This is a genomic window from Mixta mediterraneensis (assembly GCF_014946725.1).
GTDB lineage: Bacteria > Pseudomonadota > Gammaproteobacteria > Enterobacterales > Enterobacteriaceae > Pantoea > Pantoea mediterraneensis.
Map to the genome: position 1 here is coordinate 33,107 of NZ_JACFXY010000020.1, position 17,403 is coordinate 50,509.

The window sequence follows — 17,403 nt, forward strand, 5'->3', positions numbered from 1 at the left end:
CATTCTTTAATACTGAGGGAGACACTTCTCTTCTGCGCTCCCTTTGAGTAACGACATCATTAACCGCAGGCTGATGGAAGAGGAGCAAGGCTGTCTCCTTCGACGACAAATCGCCAGTCACGATAACTTTTCGCATCGGAGAATGCTTCTTCCCCCGGCCTGAAACCGGTTTTACGCAGGGGTTTACCTTTCCCCATACTGTGCACGCCTATCCATCTTCCTTTTTCATCGTAAATCATGCCCCATGCCTGCTTTTGCGTCAGCGGATCGGCATAAAGCTGGCGCAGATGATAGCGCGGCCGGGAGCCACGCGGGTCATCTAAAAGTTGCTCAAAGCGAACCGGAAAACAGCCATTCTCCCCGGTGTTATCAGCGCGATAAGCGGCAATAGCCGCCCGGATCTGCTCTCCACGGAACAGCAGCTCTTTCTCTAATTGTTCACGATGGTGCATCCTTACCGTGTCGCTGCTTTTCAGTAATGAAACCGCCAACGCTGACAAGGCAATTAATAACATTAAATAGGTAAATCCTCCCTGGCAGCGCAGGCGTTTAGAACGCCTCATCATGTATCTGCTCCTGCCTGGCAAGCGAAGGGGAATCTACGTCAATGATTTGGCCCGTTTCATCAGTTCTGGCCTGCCAGTTATCGCGGCTGTTGGTTACGGGATCGAGCGGCATCTGACGCAGATAACCGGCCTCGACAAGCTCGTCGAGGCTGTAGGGTCCCGTAATGCGGTCACGACGATAGTGGTCGATAGCGCTACGTATCACGTTCAGATTATGTTCCAGTACCACCCGCTTAGATCGGTCGATTTGCTGGAAAAAACGGGGGGCCACCAGCGTCATCAGGGTTGCGATGATGGCCATGACAACCAGCAGCTCAATAAGCGTAAAGCCTTTCTCACCACGTCGCATAAGAAACTCCATTTAATCCACTGGCTGTGCTGGTTGAACGGACATCGTAGACATCTTTGCCGCCAGTAAAATCACCCGGCGGCGCATTCGAAGCGCGCAGGCGCCAGGTCTCTTCATCAGGGCGAGCGTCACAGTTGCACATCGGATCGCGCGGAATACGACGTAAAAAATAGAGCTTACCGCCATTAGGCGACTTTTTATCGACCACCCCTTCCACAAGGCTACGCAGGGTGGGCGGGTAGCCCGACGCATCGGTTTTTTTCTCGATCCGCCCCTCCTTGCTGGCTTGATAATAGCGATCGATAGCTTCACGGATCTGGCGTAGCGAATCACGCAGCATCTCTTCCTGACGCTGCTGGTGATAGTGTTGCACAAGCGGCATGGCCGCTGCTGCCAGTGTTCCCAGCAGTGTCAGCGTTACCATCATTTCAATTAGCGTAAAACCGCGTTGCTGCTGCATGGTCAGACCCCATCCTGGACCGGTTCCTCTGTTACTACTGGCGCAGGTAAAGCCGTCTGATTCGAAAATTGCGCCGGCGGAGCGAGCGCAGGCGGATTAAATATGGGCATAAGGTTTTCCTGCGGTACACCGCGCAGATTGATTCCTTCGCCCGTTTGATCTTCGCTGCCCATTTCAATCGTGCTGATATGGCTGCCCGGTAAATCAATGCTGCGTTCAATCGTAGGCGTGATAAGCAATACCACTTCAGTACGTTTTTTATTCTCTTCTTTACTGACAAACAGGCGGCCCAACAAAGGGATCTTGCTCAGAAAAGGGACGCCGCTATCCATGTTGTTGTCGTCCTCTTTAATCAAGCCTGCCAGCATCTGCGTTTCGCCGTTCATGCTGCTTAACGTGGTATTGGCCTCACGGCTGTTGGTGCTGTAATAGATGGCCCCATCTTTACCTGTCTGTGCAGTTCCAAGACTGCTAAGGGTAAATTTCACATCCATTGAAATATTGTCATCCATGCTAATATCAGGCGTGACTTCCAGCTTCATACCCACGTCCTGATATTCAACTTTCTGCTGTGAGAAGCCGTCCGTACCTGCAATGGAGGTCAACACCGGTATTTTCTGGCCAATATCGACCATTGCTTTTTTATTGTTCTTGACGCGAATGCGCGGGTTTGCCAGCACTTTCGCATTACTCAGGACCTTCTTCATATCAAGTGAAAGCCCATCCACTTTCAGGTTGAGATTATCTGCATTAAGGGCGCCAATCGGAATGCCACCGCCAGCAGGGGTCGTTTTTTCGTCACTGCTGCTGTTGCGGCTAAATGAAGCGCTAATTTGTTGGGGAAAGTTCAGGCCCAGTTTTTCTGCATCGTCCGTATTGACTTCCAGTACTTCCACCGCCAGCGTAACTTCCGCTTCAGGGCGATCTAACGTAACCAGCAGGCGTTCCGCTTTTTCCACGCTCTCTTTGGAACCGCGCACCGTAACAGAATTGGTGCGCTCATCCACATGGACATCTTTTAGCTTCACCAGGTTGCGCAGCGCCACATTGACTTCTTTGGCTTTGGCATAGCCGAGGAAGATGGTTTTCACCACGATGTCACGGTAAATCTTCTCTTTTTGCACGGTAGCGGGGTAGACCAGGAACGTATTGGCGTTCAGTACCTTTTTACGCAAATTATTTGAGGCTAAAAGCAGATTGATCGCATCCTGCGCCGTGGTGTTTTTCGCGATAATGCTGGCTGTAGCACTGGGCGAAATGTCTTTATCAAAGATGATATTTACCCCGGTTAGCTGGCTAATGGTATTAAAGATGCTCTGCAGATTATGTTGCCGGAAGTTAAGCGACACCGGCTTCTCCAGTTCGCGGCTAAGGCGGCGCTCTGGTTGGTTGATCACCGCAATTTCACGTAGCAGATGATCGCGCAACGCGTTCGCCTGTGGCCAGTTAGGATCTTCTTCAAGGATTTTTTGTACTTTACTCAATGCCCGTTCAGGAGATTTAGTGCTCTGTTTAACGGCTTCACGGTAGAGTTTATCCAGCGCGCGCCAGGCATCAATTTTGCGTAATCCTTGCTGAGCCCGTAAATTGCCAGGTTGATAGAGCAAGAGGCTGCGCCACATCTGCTCGGCCAGTTGATAGTTATTTTGCCTTACGGCGATTTCCGCCTGGCGGAGATAGCTGTTGACCAGGCTAATGGTTAATTCTGCTTGCTTAGCACGCAAAGAAATATCATTAGGACGGGTGATTCGTTGTTGATCAATTTCTTCCAGTCGCCTGACCATAGATTCAGGCGTTGTGCTGTCCAGCGTAGGAGCGGCTGGCGTGGCGTTATGTTGCGCACAACCACTTAACAGAGCGCAGACTAACGACAAAATAAACGTGGTTTTCTTCATGATTATTATTGGGGTTCCGATGTTAACTCTTCCAGCGATAGCCGCTGGTGCATATGCGTGGCTGTCCACTCAAACTGGAGATAGTCGTTAGCTACCTCGGTTAATGTCCATCCGCTGACCGGCGAATCACCAAGCCAGATTTTTCCGTCCGCCCGACAACGTTCGCAGACGGGCCATGTTTCCTGACCATCTGTCAGAATGATGATGCGCTGCCGTTGCTCCCACCAGGCGCCCAATACCTGTAGCGGCAAGGGCGGGGCGCTAGGCGGCGGAACGACTTCAACCGCGACGGTTTCAGGTGATTCCTCATGCTCGTTGTGAGGCGGAAACAAATCATGCCGAACGGTAGTCAGGGGCTCGGCTGAGGGCTTGACGGCGGGCGCTGGACGCGTCGTGGGTGCCCTGAGATGCACGGTTTCCTGGGTTTCGTCGCTGCTGAACTGACTCCACAGCACCAGGCCAGCGGTGAGTACCAGCGCGACTTGCAGATAACGGGGCAACTTCATTTAGCCTCCTGCTGCAAATGCAGCCGCAACGTGACGTTTAGCATGTCTGCTTGCGGACTGGGGCGTTGCATCGTCAGTTGTTCAATCTGTAACGGTAACGTGCGGCTGAGCGTCTCCAGCGCCTGCATTAAGGGCAAATAGGGCCCTGTCAGCGGAATATCGAGTTGCAAAACAGCGTTGTCGCCCTGTTGTATGACCTGGTAGCGGCTGGCTTCCACTCGCAGAGGCGGCTTATCAAGCAGTTCAAAAATCAGGCTCACCTGCTGATGTTCATTCTGTGACAGCTTTTGGCCTGAAACGGGGGATTCCAGTAATGGCAGCGGTCGCAACTGTTGTTGCAGAGTGGCCAGCTCTGCCTGCTGTTGCACAAGCTGCGGTGAGGTGATCCCCAGCCATATGCCAAGCAGGCCGAGCGGCAATATGCTGAGCATCAACGGCAATTTTCCCGTCTGCTCAACCAGCTGTGCGGCTCGCCAACGGAGAGTCTGCGTAAATGTAGGCTTAGCGGGCTGCTTCATGTTCAGCCTCTTGTTGAAAATTCACCTGAATCGCCGCGTTAACGGGCAGCGGAGCGTTTTTCTCTGCTGTCTTGCGATGATTCTCCAGCAGCACCTTCGCGGGTAACGTTTCCAGACGTTGATTAAACGCTAAAAGCGCATCAAACGATGATGCATCAACCAGTAGGCGCACCTGCTGCTGATGCCTGTCCACTTCGACAGAACGGATTGCTATCTGGGGTTGCAGGGCGTTGGCTATGCCGTCCAGCATCGCCAATACCGGCGGGGAACTTTGCTGCTGACGCATGCGTTGCATCAGCCGGTGCTGCGCCTCGCGTAGCGCGTGTAAAACGCGTTGCTGCATCTGCAACTTGTGCTGCATCTGCTGTGTTTCCACCGTCAGCTGGCGCTGGTCCATGCTATCCCTTGCGATCAGGCCCATCAGCGGCAGGCTGATAAGGCAGGCCAGAAATACCGTGCGGAAAGCCCAGGGTGGATGTGGCGTGAAACGAGGCGTCATGCTGGCTGTTCTCCATCTTTCCACAGCCGCCAGGGGCGGGTGGTCATCACGTAACGCGGGGAGCCGCTCATCCCGGTCAGGCGGCTGATAACCTGGAGCTGCGTGGTAACATCCTGCTGCGGTAAAGCCAGCGTCAATACGTTGCGCCACTGACCCGCCTGGCGGCAGAGAATACGACTTTGCGTTGGGCCAATACTGACAAAAAGCCCCTCTTCCGGTAGCTTGCGCCGGAACGGATGAAGTAAGAACTGAAAAGGCGTCACCACGCCCTGAAAACGCAGGCGCTGTTGACGCGCCACCGCTGCGAGCTGCTGCCAGCAAGAAGCCTGTAGACAGGCGATCAACGCAGGCTGGCCCCAGCGTAGATCTTCAAACCGCATCTGCCACGGCGTTGCGCGATCAGAAGCCAGCAGCGTCTCGTCTACTGTCAGATGAGCCAGACCGAATAATTCTTGTGGTGTCGTGATACCGTCCTGCCAGGGAATAACCAGATAATCGAGCGCTGGCGTATCGATGCAGAATTCAATCGCATCCAGCCAGTTCATCGCAGCAGGACGAGCGCTTAGCAGCTGGGTCAGCGTAACGTCAAGCGCTTCATTAGCAGGGCGGTCACGCAGTAAGACTTTCTGTGCGCCATGTTGCAGATGGACAGCATGCGGGCCGATGTAGCATTGCCAGGTTTTAATGAGCGATAACACGATTGACCTCTTCCCAGCTCGTCTTTCCTTCCAACACGGCGCGCAATGCTATGGTGGGCAACGGAATAAAGCCCTCCTCAAGCGCAATGTCACGCAATTTGCGTACTGGCGCGCGGGCCAGCATGGCCTCTTTTATCGCGTCGCTACAGTGCAACACCTCGGCCAGTGCCAGACGATCCCGATAGCCACTATGCCGACAGGCATCGCAACCTGTTCCGATGTGCCAGTCGGGTGTCAGATGTCGGAACGAACTGGATTGCCAGGCATTCAGGGCGCTCTCACTCGGCTTAGCTTGCTTGCGGCAATCCGGGCAGATTTGCCTGATTAGGCGTTGCGCTACCACACCATTTAGCGCGGTAATCAGACTGGCGGGTTCCACCTGCATATAAAGAAAACGCTCCAGTACGCTGAATACGTCATTAGCATGCACGGACGAAAGTACGGTGTGACCGGTTAGCGCAGCCTGCACCGCAATGCCAGCCGTTTCACCATCGCGGATCTCTCCCACCAAAATAATGTCGGGGTCGTGGCGCAGTATGGCGCGCAGGCCACGAGCAAATGTCAGCCCTTTTTTGTCGTTGACGGGGATCTGCAACACGCCCCCGTTAAGCTGGTATTCCACCGGGTCCTCAATGGTAATAATCTTTTTTTCGCCATTATTGAGTTCGCTCAGCGCTGAATAGAGGGTGGTGGATTTACCGCTACCGGTCGGGCCGGTGACCAGCACCATGCCATGCGGCAGTTGCGCCAGTTGACGAATAGCGCCTAGCGTATGCGCGTCGAAACCCAGCGTTTCCAGACGCAGACTTTGATCGAGCGATTTATCCAGAACGCGCAGCACCGCATCTTCGCCATGAATGCTGGGCATGACCGAAACACGGAAATCAACCGCTCGTTGCAATATTTGTGCTTTGAAGCGGCCATCCTGCGGAATACGTCGTTCAGAAATATCCATACAGCTCAATACTTTCAGGCGGGAAATAACCTGTTCAGCATGCTGCAAGCCAGCGCAATGGCGGATGGTATGCAATACGCCATCAATGCGGTATTTAACGGTCAGGCCATCCGCTACGGCTGAAAGATGAATATCGCTGGCACGGCTTTGCAGTGCATCAAACAGGGTGGCGTTCACCAGTTTGATCACGGCATTCGGTTCGCTGGTAATGGCAGCGGGCGTGATTTCCAGCCAGGTGATCTCTTTATCTTCTTCGCTCTGCTGTTGAAGCTGATCGAGGGTACGCTGCTGTTTGCCCAGCGCCGCAAGCCGGACGTTAAGCCACGAAATCGGTGCCAGCGCCGGTAAAGCGTCAATGCGTTGTAACCACTGTCGCAGTGGCAGAGAGAAAGGATTGCTCAGCGCCAGCCAGTGTTGATCGCCCTGGCGTAATGGCAATACTCCCTGAGCCAGCGCGTCAGCCAGCGATATACGGGAGAATTCTTCTTCAGCCTGTTGGCACTGTTCAAGTGACAATGGCACAAGGCCGAGCGATTCCGCGGTTTCATCCAGGCTGGCAGGGCAGCGATCAAGCAGTTCGCTAAGGAGGCGGCAGCGCTCCCCATCAGGCAGATGCATCAGCGCATCGACCGACACTGGCAAGGATGGTGTGAGGGACATTATTGTAATCCTCCTGCCAGTTCAAAAATCGGCATGTAGAGTAGAAAAACCACCAGACCGACGATACCGCCTACGATCATCATGAGTACTGGTTCGAAAACCTTGCTGAATTTCTCAATGGCCCGCTCCAGTGAGTCATCGTAAAACGCGGCGATACGCTCACACATACTGGGTAAATCACCGATGCGTTCACCCACCTGTAGCAAGCGAGATGCGACGGGCGTGGTCAGTTGCTGCTCTTCCAGCATATGTGAGAGCGGCTGCCCGGCCTGCACGCCAGCGATGACGCGTTCAATTAATGGACGATGGGTAATGGGTAACACATCACGACTGAGTGAAAGCGCATCAGTCGCTGTGATGCCGCCCTGTAGCAGCAGGCCCAGGGTGCGATAAAATCGCACCATAATGGAAAGCTGATGCTGTAGTCGCAGCTGCGGTACGGTGAGGAGAAAACGGAGCGCGGCCTGACGAAGGCGCACGCTGCGGATAGCCATAAACAGCCCACAGATTACCAGCGCGCAACCGAGCAGCAGCAAAGGTCCCTGGCTTTGCACCAGCTTGCCCCACCAGAGAATAAAACGTGCGCTGCCGTTAGGACTTTTCATTCCTTCAAACACGACGGCGAACCGCGGAATAATAAAGCCGAGCAGAAATACAAGGATGACGCCACCCGCCGACATCACAATGGTTGGATAAAGCAATGTTGCTTTAATTCGTTTGCGTAATACCGCTATACGCTGTTCGTAATGCTGAAATCGTTTTAAGGCGAGCGGCAGATGACCGGTTTGCTCTGAAGAGGCAACAGTATTAATTAATAAGGGTGGAAAGACGGCTGGCAGAATTGCCATCGCCTGTGAAAGCTGCGCGCCTTCATAGAGCTTTTTTATGAGCGTATCCACGACTAATGTCGATTCACCTTCCCGACTGCTTTGACGCAATGCCTCAATAGCTTCAACTACTACCAGTCCCGCTTCCAGCAGCGAGATCAATTCCTGCAAAAACAGGTTTAGAGGAAAATGTTTAACTTGGCGGACTTTACGCTCTGCCACACTAAGCACAACGCTATCCGTAGTGGTGTAGTGTCGGCGGGCAGCATTAACTGAATCCGCCATCACAGTATGATGAACGCGCTTGCCGTGCGACAGGGTAGTAACGGTGTACTCTTTCATAATTATGAATGCTTATTTTTTGGGCGGCTTTTCAAACGGAGGTAATGCGGTACGACCTTCTGAATATATTTTTGTCGCAGTGCCTGACGCTGAGGTGTTTTAGCCGCCCCGGCGTTATAAGCGCCGACGGCTTCCCAGGTGTAACCCATCCGCTGAATATTCCCGGCCAGAATCCATGCACCTGCCATGACACACTGACAAGGGTCTTGTATTAAATCTTGCTGACTGATCTGATATTTTTTTAACACGCCCAGATGGCGACTATTAATTTGCATCAGACCGTAATCCACTGTGCCGTCGTTATTTTTATTGATGGCATTTGGATCAAGACCGGACTCAACGATAGCAATGGCCTGTAATAATTCCGGCTCAATGCCGTACCTTGCGCCAGCCTGATACCAACAGGTTGCCAGGCTGGGAGAAACGGGAAGCAAGAAGCACAGCGTTAACAGCAGCGTTCTCATGATCAGAATCCATAAGTAAATGTCTTCTCACCTTTTCCGGCAGACATAATATCTACTTCATGAATGGAATCTTTTTCACGGGTCGGATTATGCCATTGGTAAGCATTTCCCCATGGATCCATCGGGACATGTTGGCTGAGGTACGGGCCTTGCCAGTTTTTTACGCCAGCTGGTTTTTCCGTTAATGCTTTGAGGCCCTGGGCTTCAGAAGGATAACTACCCACATCGAGCCGATATTGCCCCAGCGCATCTGCCAGTGAACGCATCTGGCGCATAGCAGTTTTTTCTTTTGCGGAATCGACGTTTGAAAAGACTTTTGGCCCAACAAATCCTGCCAGCAAAGCAATAATCATTAAAACAACGAGCAGTTCCAACAGGGTGAAGCCAGCCTGCTGTTGACGTTGCCGGGTATAATTTTTCATGAATGCATGTACCGTTTAATTAATTAAAAGCCTTATCGCTTTTTATTCCTGTGAATTTTTCCTGAAAAAGATGTGAGGGGGGTAGCTGTCCTCTCTTGATGTATTGCAGATGTGATGCCGCCAGCTAAAGGAACTTCTCTTACGCATAAAGAAATGGCTAAACGGAGGTTTTTCATAAAGCTTCGCGGTTAATTTCTCTGGAAAACCAGCGAGTAAACCGTGTCAACCACGACGACTGTCAGCACGGCATTATTTGTGCTGATAACCGCCAGGCGTAACCCCGGTGAATATAAGCCAACTAATTAATCAGCGCTTTATCATAAAAGCGCGCCAAAGTGGGCAGGAAAATGTCGGGAAAAAGCAGAAGTCCATACGTTCTTTTTTATTGCTTAAAATATCTGACAAGTACTAAAGAAATTACGTCATAAAAAAGGTAATTTTCTCGTCATGAACAGGCGCTTTCGCCATCGTTTAATTTCAGGAGAAAAAGATGAAAGCAAAAATCGTTATTGCCGATGAACACACCATTATAAGGCGCGGGGTTATGTCAATGATCGCGAATATGCATTCTGCAGACAGCATGAATCCAGAACGTCGGGATTTTACTGTTCTGGGCGATACCGACTCTCCGTCAAAACTGATGACGCTGCTAACCAAAAATGAGATCGATATTCTGTTCCTGGGCTTTTCGCTGCTCACGCGGACATCGCAGAACCCATTAAGCGGCATGGATGGTGTACCGTTGATAAAATGGATCATGTGCAAATACCCTACGCTAAAAATCATTGTGCTTTCACCCTTCAAAAATAAGCAGCTGGTACAGATGACGCTGGAGGCGGGAGCCAAAGCGTATATCAGCCGTGACACTTGTGAAATAACGCTGGATCGTGCGTTAAATGCTGTTATGAATGGTGAATCCTATATTGAACGTGACCTCATGGAGTCATTGTTTCGTCGTGAAATGTCAGGACAGGAATTGACGCCGCGCGAAATCGACGTTTTACGCATGTTATGTAAAGGGTTATCTCTCACCGAGATTGCTGGTCAGATTAATTTGAGTAACAAAACCGTCAGTGCGCATAAATTGCGGGCAATGGAAAAACTGGATGTGAAAAATGACTGCCAGCTCTATTACCTGATGGCACAAATGCAAATATTTGACGTAGTTTTATAAAGGAACGGCTTTACCAGACTCGATAATATCTAAAACTAAGGTGTCACATCAGAAATTAGCTTACGGATCCAAAACGCCATCACTAAGCAGTGCTTGATCACGTCTCTGGCTTTTTATTTTGGCTAATTAACGAGGCGTAAAGCGAGCAAACAGGCTTCAGATGTCACTATTCTTCTTTATGCGGGTCGCTAACAGGCAAGGTTGGCGGCCCCTGTGGCATACTCACCTATCAACAGTGGCGCTTCATGCCAGGTAGCTGACATGCGGTTATCTGACTGCTTCTATTGCCGGCAGCCCCGTATTCAGGTAAGCGCGTTGATACCCAGAACTGCCTGAATTGCGGCTTTTCTCAGTTTAAAGGCTGATGCTTTGGCGGGCTTGCGATTATATTTTCCCGGCCAACCATTATATACGGTTACCGTTTTTCGTACTTGTCAGATATACACTATCGGACCAGGACGGTAATTTCTCACCAGCCAGAAAATGGCATTTCATTAAATGAAAAGGAACTTCATCGAGCGCCTGCCTGAACTAAACGCACTAACAGGGGCTTTGTTGAATAAATCAGCTTCAGGACGAGTGACTCTGTAGCTGACCGGGTTTTCAGGCAATACGCACGCTTTCTGGCATACCAGCCTTCGTTATTTTATTCAGCGCACGCACCATGCCCAAAGCCTCTGCTACCTGACCATCGTAATCACGCAGCGTCAGTGAACCTCCGAACAGTTGCTTTACCCTGTACATGGCCGTCTCCGCTATCGAGCGACGGTTGTAATCTGTTGTCCATTTCCACCGGGCATTACTCCCGGTCAGCCGCTGATTCGCTACTGCACGGTTACGGTCTGCGTACTCTACGGGCCAGTAACCCGCTCCTTTTCGGGGCGGGATGAGGGCACTGATTTTCTTGCGCCGCAGTTCATCGTGACAGAGTCGGGTGTCGTAAGCGCCGTCTGCTGCGGCTGCCCTGATTTTTCTGTGTGTCTGCCGGATAAGACCCGGGAAAGCTTCTGAGTCCGTGACGTTGTTCAGAGACAGGTCCGCGCAGATGACTTCATGTGTTCTGCTGTCAACGGCCAGATGCAGCTTCCGCCAGGTACGACGGCGCTCTTTGCCGTGATTTTTGACTTTCCATTCGCCTTCACCAAAAACCTTCAGCCCGGTGGAATCAATCACCAGGTGTGCGATTTCACCCCGGGTGGGTGTTTTGAAACAGACATTAACCGACTTTGCCCGCTTGCTGACACTGCTGTAATCCGGGCAGCGCAACGGAACGTTCATCAGGGCAAAAATGGAATCAATAAAACCCTGCGCAGCCCGCAGGGTCAGCCGGAACAGGCGTTTAATCATCAGGACGGTGGTGATGGCAAGGTCAGAATAGCGCTGAGGTCTTCCCCGTGATGAAGGCGTTGCCGACTCATACCAGGCATGAGTCGCTTCATCGTCCAGCCAGAAAGTGAGGGAGCCACGGTTGATGAGGGCTTTGTTGTAGGTGGGCCAGTTGGTGATTTTGAACTTTTGCTTTGCCACGGAACGGTCTGTGTTGTCGGGAGGATGCGTGATCTGATCCTTCAACTCAGCAAAAGTTCGATTTATTCAACAAAGCCGCAGATTACTCAGAAATCCGCATTTTCAGCATTGAATTCTGACAATGATCAGAAAAAAATCAGTCATGACAATTCAATACCTTACCGGGATTAGCGCTTTTAACCTGCCGTGATGAAAAAGAGGTTTTTCAGACAATTAATGACCTGATGCTTACCTTGCCAGATATCAAAATACGTTCATGTTTCCTTTCTTATATTGATAAAAATGCAAGTTTGCGAAAAGCGCGTAAACTTAGAACCTATCCCAAAAGGAATTGTCAGATCGTAAATAATGGCAATTTTTGAGGGCGAAGTATGGCGGGCAACAAGTGGCAGATCAGCGATGAACTCTGGGAGAAAATGGCTCCACTTCTCCCGGAACATAAAACCCACCATCCGCTGGGCACGCATCGTAGACGTGTTGATAATCGTGCCGCAATGAACGCCATTTTCTTTGTGCTCAGAACCGGTTGCCAATGGAATGCCCTGAATGCCACGGATATTTGCTCATCCAGCTCAGCCCACCGCCGCTTTCAGGAATGGCGGGATGCTGGAGTATTTGAACGCTTCTGGCAAAACGGGCTGCTTGCCTGCGAGAAGCGGGATGCCATTGACTGGTCATGGTTGTCGATGGATGGCTGCATGACAAAATCGCCCCTTGCAGGCTCAAAAAAACAGGTCGCAACCCGACTGACAGGGGGAAGCAGGGAGTAAAGCGGAGCCTGATGACCGACGGGAACGGGCTTCCGCTCTCGCTGGCTGTCGCAGGGGCAAATACCCACGACATAAAACTGGTTGAAGATACGCTGGACGCGCTACAGACCGGCAGGCCGGGTCGCAGGCTGCATCTGTGTATGGACAAAGGCTATGAGGCTGAATGGGTGGAAATTTGTTTGAAAGCTCGTCGTTATGAACCTCATATCCAGTCGGGGAAAGAGGAGTCTGAGGCAATTAAAAACAGCGAGTTCAGGGCTCATCGTTGGGTTGTGGAAAGAACGCATAGCTGGATGAATCGCTTTCGCCGCATACTGACGCGATGGGAGAAGAAAGTCGAAAACTACGAGGCGATGCTGCATTTTGCTTGCAGCATCATTGTCTGGAATAAAATCCTTTTGGGATAGGTTCTTAAAAGAAAAATGCAGAGGCAACACCTTGAATACGTTATTTTGGCCGGTGAGTATTTTTTACTGGCAGATTAAACGGATAATTTGAGGAGAAACCGGTAAGCATTGTATTCAGTAATTATTAAGATCCTATGTATGGACTGAAACTCATAACCAAAGATTGACTGGAATGATGAATATGATAAATGCAATGAAATTGAAGGTGTTCTCTGTCCTGCTTCCAGCACTGCTGGTAAGCGGATATGCTCAGGAAGGCTATGCAGCACAAACCATTCAGGAACTGCCAGTGCTTCAGGTACGGGTCGGGCTGTCTCCCAAAGCCAGAAAAACCCTCGCGCAGGGCCATGAAGGTATTATTGTCTCTGCAAGCTGGAACGGAACGCCTGTTCCCCAAAAACAAGACGCCGCTGATGAAATTGGGGCAATCGATCTGGGGACTGCGGATATAACCTTGCCGACTTATGATAGTCTGGCGCAATTCTCCCCCTCAAGCCTGAAGACTGAACGGCTTAGCTGGATTAAGGGCAGTGTACATGTGAATGTTAATGTTTTCTCTGCCCGCAGGCACTGGCCTGACAATATCCTCAGCTGCGATGTTATCGATGGTGTTTTGACTAAAGTAGGCCACCATGTCATCACGCTGAATTGTTCATTAATTAGCGAACAACGCTCTCTCCGCGTAGTGGATCACTGATGTAAGCCTACAAACCACTATACGGACCCAGAGTAATTCACCGCGCTGTTGTGCTTTGCTTTTGGAATCTTCTTGGCGATCCTCCTTGCTTTCTTATTGCTTTGCCTCCCTGCTAGCGGATAATGTTTCAGAATGTTTATTTAGGTTACAAAAGCAATGGAATGCATACAGGGCGTCGGAATGGCTTTGTTGAATAAATCGAACTTTTGCTGAGTTGAAGGATCAGATCACGCATCCTCCCGACAACACAGACCGTTCCGTGGCAAAGCAAAAGTTCAAAATCACCAACTGGCCCACCTACAACAAAGCCCTCATCAACCGTGGCTCCCTCACTTTCTGGCTGGACGATGAAGCGACTCATGCCTGGTATGAGTCGGCAACGCCTTCATCACGGGGAAGACCTCAGCGCTATTCTGACCTTGCCATCACCACCGTCCTGATGATTAAACGCCTGTTCCGGCTGACCCTGCGGGCTGCGCAGGGTTTTATTGATTCCATTTTTGCCCTGATGAACGTTCCGTTGCGCTGCCCGGATTACAGCAGTGTCAGCAAGCGGGCAAAGTCGGTTAATGTCTGTTTCAAAACACCCACCCGGGGTGAAATCGCACACCTGGTGATTGATTCCACCGGGCTGAAGGTTTTTGGTGAAGGCGAATGGAAAGTCAAAAATCACGGCAAAGAGCGCCGTCGTACCTGGCGGAAGCTGCATCTGGCCGTTGACAGCAGAACACATGAAGTCATCTGCGCGGACCTGTCTCTGAACAACGTCACGGACTCAGAAGCTTTCCCGGGTCTTATCCGGCAGACACACAGAAAAATCAGGGCAGCCGCAGCAGACGGCGCTTACGACACCCGACTCTGTCACGATGAACTGCGGCGCAAGAAAATCAGTGCCCTCATCCCGCCCCGAAAAGGAGCGGGTTACTGGCCCGTAGAGTACGCAGACCGTAACCGTGCAGTAGCGAATCAGCGGCTGACCGGGAGTAATGCCCGGTGGAAATGGACAACAGATTACAACCGTCGCTCGATAGCGGAGACGGCCATGTACAGGGTAAAGCAACTGTTCGGAGGTTCACTGACGCTGCGTGATTACGATGGTCAGGTAGCAGAGGCTTTGGGCATGGTGCGTGCGCTGAATAAAATAACGAAGGCTGGTATGCCAGAAAGCGTGCGTATTGCCTGAAAACCCGGTCAGCTACAGAGTCACTCGTCCTGAAGCTGATTTATTCAACAAAGCCCCGAAATGGATATTTTAGGCCATCAGATGGGTTTTATTAAGTATTATAAAAGGTTGTCTGGTTGTGCTGTTTTAGGGAAAATAGACGTGGGTTTTTATCAACCAAAGATCTTTGGGGCCTAGATAAGCCTTACCGGACCAGTGAGTCGGGGCAGTATAAAGGAAAGATAATTTCCACAAAAAATTTATTTAAATCAACAAAATATGGGTCGTGACTACAAAAAACGATCCCCGATCTTTTTTATTTTTATTCTAAAATGACTAATAGAGTTACTGCTAATAGTCAGTCTCATTACTGATACCCTTTTATAGCAGGAATAAAGGATGTTAGTGAGAAAACCACACCTTTAATTTTCACTTCTACAAGCACACCACGATGATTTTAACCTTACTATACGTTAATGGGAATTTCCTATGCCTGCAGTAAAATTTTTCCGTAACTAAATTATTTAAATAAGCCATGATGTATATAAAAGAAATGTAAAATAAGGTAATTATATCAAAATAAATTATTGAGTCAGTTTTTTCTTAATTTAAATTCTATTGTTCTTAACGTTATAAATAACTTCCTTGTGGGGTTTTATAATTAATTTATGCAGAATACTCAGGACGGCAGATAATAAATCATCTGGCATCACTCACTTGACCTGATTGTTATTTGGGAAGTTTTGTTTTTAATCGGGTAACCCCTTGCATAAATAATTAACGAGAGAATGTATGAAAAAAAATAAACTTGCTTTAGCTCTGGCGACTTTATTAGCCAGCGGTGCCGCCTGGTCCCATGGTTTCGTACTGGAGCCGCCAGCCCGTGCCCTGCTGTGTAACAAGATCAGTGAGTATAATCACAACTACAGTGGTCAGAAAAATACCAACTGCGGCAGCATCGAGTGGGAACCACAAAGTACAGAAGCGCCAAAAGGTTTCCCTGCAGCCGGGGTAAAAGATGGGCAAATTGCCAGCGCTAATCAGGTAAGAGGTCCAGAACTGGACGCACAAAGCACCACGCGCTGGGTTAAGACGCCACTTTCGCCAGGATATAATGAATTTAAATGGCATTTCACGGCTAATCACCCTGCCACGAAATTTGAGTACTTTATTACTAAAAATGACTGGAACCCTAACCAGAAATTAACCCGTGCTTCTTTCGAATCTAAGCCTTTTTGTACCGTTGAGGCCGGCGGCGTTATGACATCCGGTTCGGCTGTGCATACCTGTAATGTCCCTGCACATACTGGCTATCAGGTCATTCTGGCTGTCTGGACGGTGCATGATACATCAAACGCGTTTTACAGTGTGATCGATGTAGATATGGGCGGCCATAATAGTGGTGGTGAAGACACTAACGACAAACCTGATGATGGCGGCAACAACAACAAACCTGATAATGGCGGCGACAAGCCTGATAACGGCAATGACAACAACAAGCCTGATAATGGCGGCGAAGAAGTTCAGCAGAAGCCGGTCATTAAACTGACGCAGCAACATTTTGTTGTTGACCAAAGCGCTCAAAGCATGAACTGGGCAATTGATGCGTCTGCTACCCAACACGCAACCCATTACAAATGGGAAGTTATCAGCGGCTACGATACATTCCAGCTACAGAAGAAATCAGGTGCAGCGACGTCTAATGTACTGGAAGGTCAGTCGCTTAACAAAGTTCACGCCTGGGTTAAGGCAAATGGAACCGGTAAAGCTACCTATCGTCTGACTGTTACAGGCGCGGATAAATCAAAAGTCAGCAAAGATATTACCGTAGAGGTCAAAGCCAAGGATAACGGTAACGACAACACTGGCAATGGTGATGCTCCAGCCTGGTCTGCAAGCAAAACATATAAAAAAGCATGTGAGAAAGTTTCACGTGGTGGAAGTGTCTGGCAAAGCCAGCACTGGGTTGATGCAGGTACCGATCCGCTGAATAGTGCCAATAACTGGGGCCAGCCGTGGCAACGTATAGACTCTAAATACAATAACTGTAAATAAAGTAATTACGACTAACCCCATCAAAAGATGGGGTTTTTATGGTTCTTATCTGTCGTGAGGAATCTAATTTCAGCCCCCTGCCTTATTCAGCCTTCAATCTTACCTGAGCTAGCGCTTTACATATCAACTCTTTATCTGCTTCTGTCAGATATTTTAACGATATATTTTTGATAGACGTGCACGCTTTTCCACCCACAGTCGGATCACGACGCAGATCATCGGCCAACTGACGCAAAATATTGCTACTTAATGCGGCGATCTGTTTTCTGATGGCATCCAGCGGTTGCTGCTGCGTCATATTTTCCGGCTGAGAAAGCCATTCTGGGTGACCGCAAGGATTCGTTAATTTTTGGCAATAAGCCTAAAAGTTATATGCATTCTACTTTATATAACCACTAGGCCGCGTCCTTTGATAAGGATACGTACCTGAAAAATGTTGCCCGAGAAATT

19 protein-coding genes are annotated in these 17,403 nt (G+C 50.0%); 5 read left to right on the top strand and 14 right to left on the bottom strand.

What is annotated here, in order from left to right:
- Window positions 1–59: 59 nt before the first annotated feature.
- Genes H2P46_RS21525 through gspG form a run of 12 tightly spaced genes read right to left on the bottom strand, consistent with a single transcriptional unit; the run spans window position 60 to window position 9,161 of the window.
- A complete protein-coding gene (locus H2P46_RS21525) occupies window positions 60–566 on the bottom strand; it encodes a type IV pilus modification PilV family protein (RefSeq protein ID WP_193406811.1) in 507 nt (168 codons plus the stop codon).
- Complete coding sequence (locus H2P46_RS21530) at window positions 550–915, bottom strand: type II secretion system protein (RefSeq protein WP_193406812.1); 366 nt, start codon at window positions 913–915, stop codon at window positions 550–552. Before H2P46_RS21530 ends, H2P46_RS21525 begins: the two co-directional genes overlap by 17 nt.
- Window positions 902–1,375, bottom strand: coding sequence for a type II secretion system protein (locus H2P46_RS21535; RefSeq protein WP_193406813.1), 474 nt, complete (start codon window positions 1,373–1,375; stop codon window positions 902–904). The genes H2P46_RS21530 and H2P46_RS21535 overlap by 14 nt, the downstream gene beginning before the upstream one ends.
- A 2-nt stretch (window positions 1,376–1,377) precedes the next feature.
- Window positions 1,378–3,270, bottom strand: a complete 1,893-nt coding sequence (locus H2P46_RS21540) for a secretin N-terminal domain-containing protein (RefSeq protein WP_202987555.1) — start codon at window positions 3,268–3,270, stop codon at window positions 1,378–1,380.
- Between the two features lie 5 nt (window positions 3,271–3,275).
- Entirely contained in the window at window positions 3,276–3,776 is a 501-nt protein-coding gene (locus H2P46_RS21545) for a hypothetical protein (RefSeq protein WP_193406814.1), read from the bottom strand.
- A complete protein-coding gene (locus H2P46_RS21550; RefSeq protein WP_193406815.1) occupies window positions 3,773–4,294 on the bottom strand; it encodes a hypothetical protein in 522 nt (173 codons plus the stop codon). The genes H2P46_RS21545 and H2P46_RS21550 overlap by 4 nt, the downstream gene beginning before the upstream one ends.
- Window positions 4,278–4,793, bottom strand: coding sequence for a hypothetical protein (locus H2P46_RS21555; RefSeq protein WP_193406816.1), 516 nt, complete (start codon window positions 4,791–4,793; stop codon window positions 4,278–4,280). The genes H2P46_RS21550 and H2P46_RS21555 overlap by 17 nt, the downstream gene beginning before the upstream one ends.
- Window positions 4,790–5,491: a hypothetical protein gene (locus H2P46_RS21560; protein WP_193406817.1), complete on the bottom strand. Its 702-nt coding sequence runs from the start codon at window positions 5,489–5,491 to the stop codon at window positions 4,790–4,792. Before H2P46_RS21560 ends, H2P46_RS21555 begins: the two co-directional genes overlap by 4 nt.
- Window positions 5,475–7,106, bottom strand: coding sequence for a GspE/PulE family protein (locus tag H2P46_RS21565; RefSeq protein WP_193406818.1), 1,632 nt, complete (start codon window positions 7,104–7,106; stop codon window positions 5,475–5,477). Before H2P46_RS21565 ends, H2P46_RS21560 begins: the two co-directional genes overlap by 17 nt.
- Window positions 7,106–8,275 carry a type II secretion system F family protein gene (locus H2P46_RS21570; RefSeq protein ID WP_193406819.1) on the bottom strand — a complete coding sequence of 390 codons (1,170 nt, stop codon included), beginning with the start codon at window positions 8,273–8,275 and terminating at the stop codon, window positions 7,106–7,108. Before H2P46_RS21570 ends, H2P46_RS21565 begins: the two co-directional genes overlap by 1 nt.
- Window positions 8,276–8,277: 2 nt before the next feature.
- On the bottom strand, window positions 8,278–8,739 hold the full coding sequence (locus tag H2P46_RS21575; RefSeq protein ID WP_193406820.1) for a lytic transglycosylase domain-containing protein: 462 nt from the start codon (window positions 8,737–8,739) through the stop codon (window positions 8,278–8,280).
- Between the two features lie 2 nt (window positions 8,740–8,741).
- On the bottom strand, window positions 8,742–9,161 hold the full coding sequence (gene gspG, locus H2P46_RS21580) for a type II secretion system major pseudopilin GspG (RefSeq protein ID WP_193406821.1): 420 nt from the start codon (window positions 9,159–9,161) through the stop codon (window positions 8,742–8,744).
- Window positions 9,162–9,651: 490 nt separating this feature from the next.
- Between gspG and H2P46_RS21585 the strand changes: the two genes are divergently transcribed.
- On the top strand, window positions 9,652–10,335 hold the full coding sequence (locus tag H2P46_RS21585) for a LuxR C-terminal-related transcriptional regulator (RefSeq protein WP_193406822.1): 684 nt from the start codon (window positions 9,652–9,654) through the stop codon (window positions 10,333–10,335).
- Window positions 10,336–10,938: 603 nt separating this feature from the next.
- Here the strand turns inward: H2P46_RS21585 and H2P46_RS21590 are convergent.
- Window positions 10,939–11,907 carry an IS5 family transposase gene (locus H2P46_RS21590; protein WP_193403199.1) on the bottom strand — a complete coding sequence of 323 codons (969 nt, stop codon included), beginning with the start codon at window positions 11,905–11,907 and terminating at the stop codon, window positions 10,939–10,941.
- A gap of 326 nt (window positions 11,908–12,233) precedes the next feature.
- On the opposite strand from H2P46_RS21590, the gene H2P46_RS21595 reads away from it, so the two are divergent.
- The 4 genes from H2P46_RS21595 to H2P46_RS21610 all read left to right on the top strand — a co-directional run bounded on the left by H2P46_RS21595 (window position 12,234) and on the right by H2P46_RS21610 (window position 16,953).
- Window positions 12,234–13,039 (top strand): IS5 family transposase gene (locus tag H2P46_RS21595; protein WP_193403474.1). Its coding sequence is split into 2 segments (ribosomal slippage): window positions 12,234–12,584 and window positions 12,587–13,039, totalling 804 coding nucleotides; the frame shifts between segments, so codons are not numbered across the junction.
- A gap of 172 nt (window positions 13,040–13,211) precedes the next feature.
- On the top strand, window positions 13,212–13,736 hold the full coding sequence (locus H2P46_RS21600; protein WP_193406823.1) for a hypothetical protein: 525 nt from the start codon (window positions 13,212–13,214) through the stop codon (window positions 13,734–13,736).
- Window positions 13,737–13,950: 214 nt separating this feature from the next.
- Window positions 13,951–14,919 (top strand): IS5 family transposase, encoded by a 969-nt coding sequence (locus tag H2P46_RS21605; RefSeq protein ID WP_193403199.1) that lies wholly within the window; start codon window positions 13,951–13,953, stop codon window positions 14,917–14,919.
- 771 nt (window positions 14,920–15,690) lie between these two features.
- Window positions 15,691–16,953, top strand: coding sequence for a lytic polysaccharide monooxygenase (locus H2P46_RS21610; protein ID WP_193406824.1), 1,263 nt, complete (start codon window positions 15,691–15,693; stop codon window positions 16,951–16,953).
- An 82-nt stretch (window positions 16,954–17,035) separates the two neighbouring features.
- Here the strand turns inward: H2P46_RS21610 and H2P46_RS21615 are convergent, their stop codons facing one another.
- Window positions 17,036–17,251 (bottom strand): chorismate mutase family protein, encoded by a 216-nt coding sequence (locus H2P46_RS21615; protein ID WP_193406825.1) that lies wholly within the window; start codon window positions 17,249–17,251, stop codon window positions 17,036–17,038.
- Window positions 17,252–17,403: the final 152 nt, after the last annotated feature.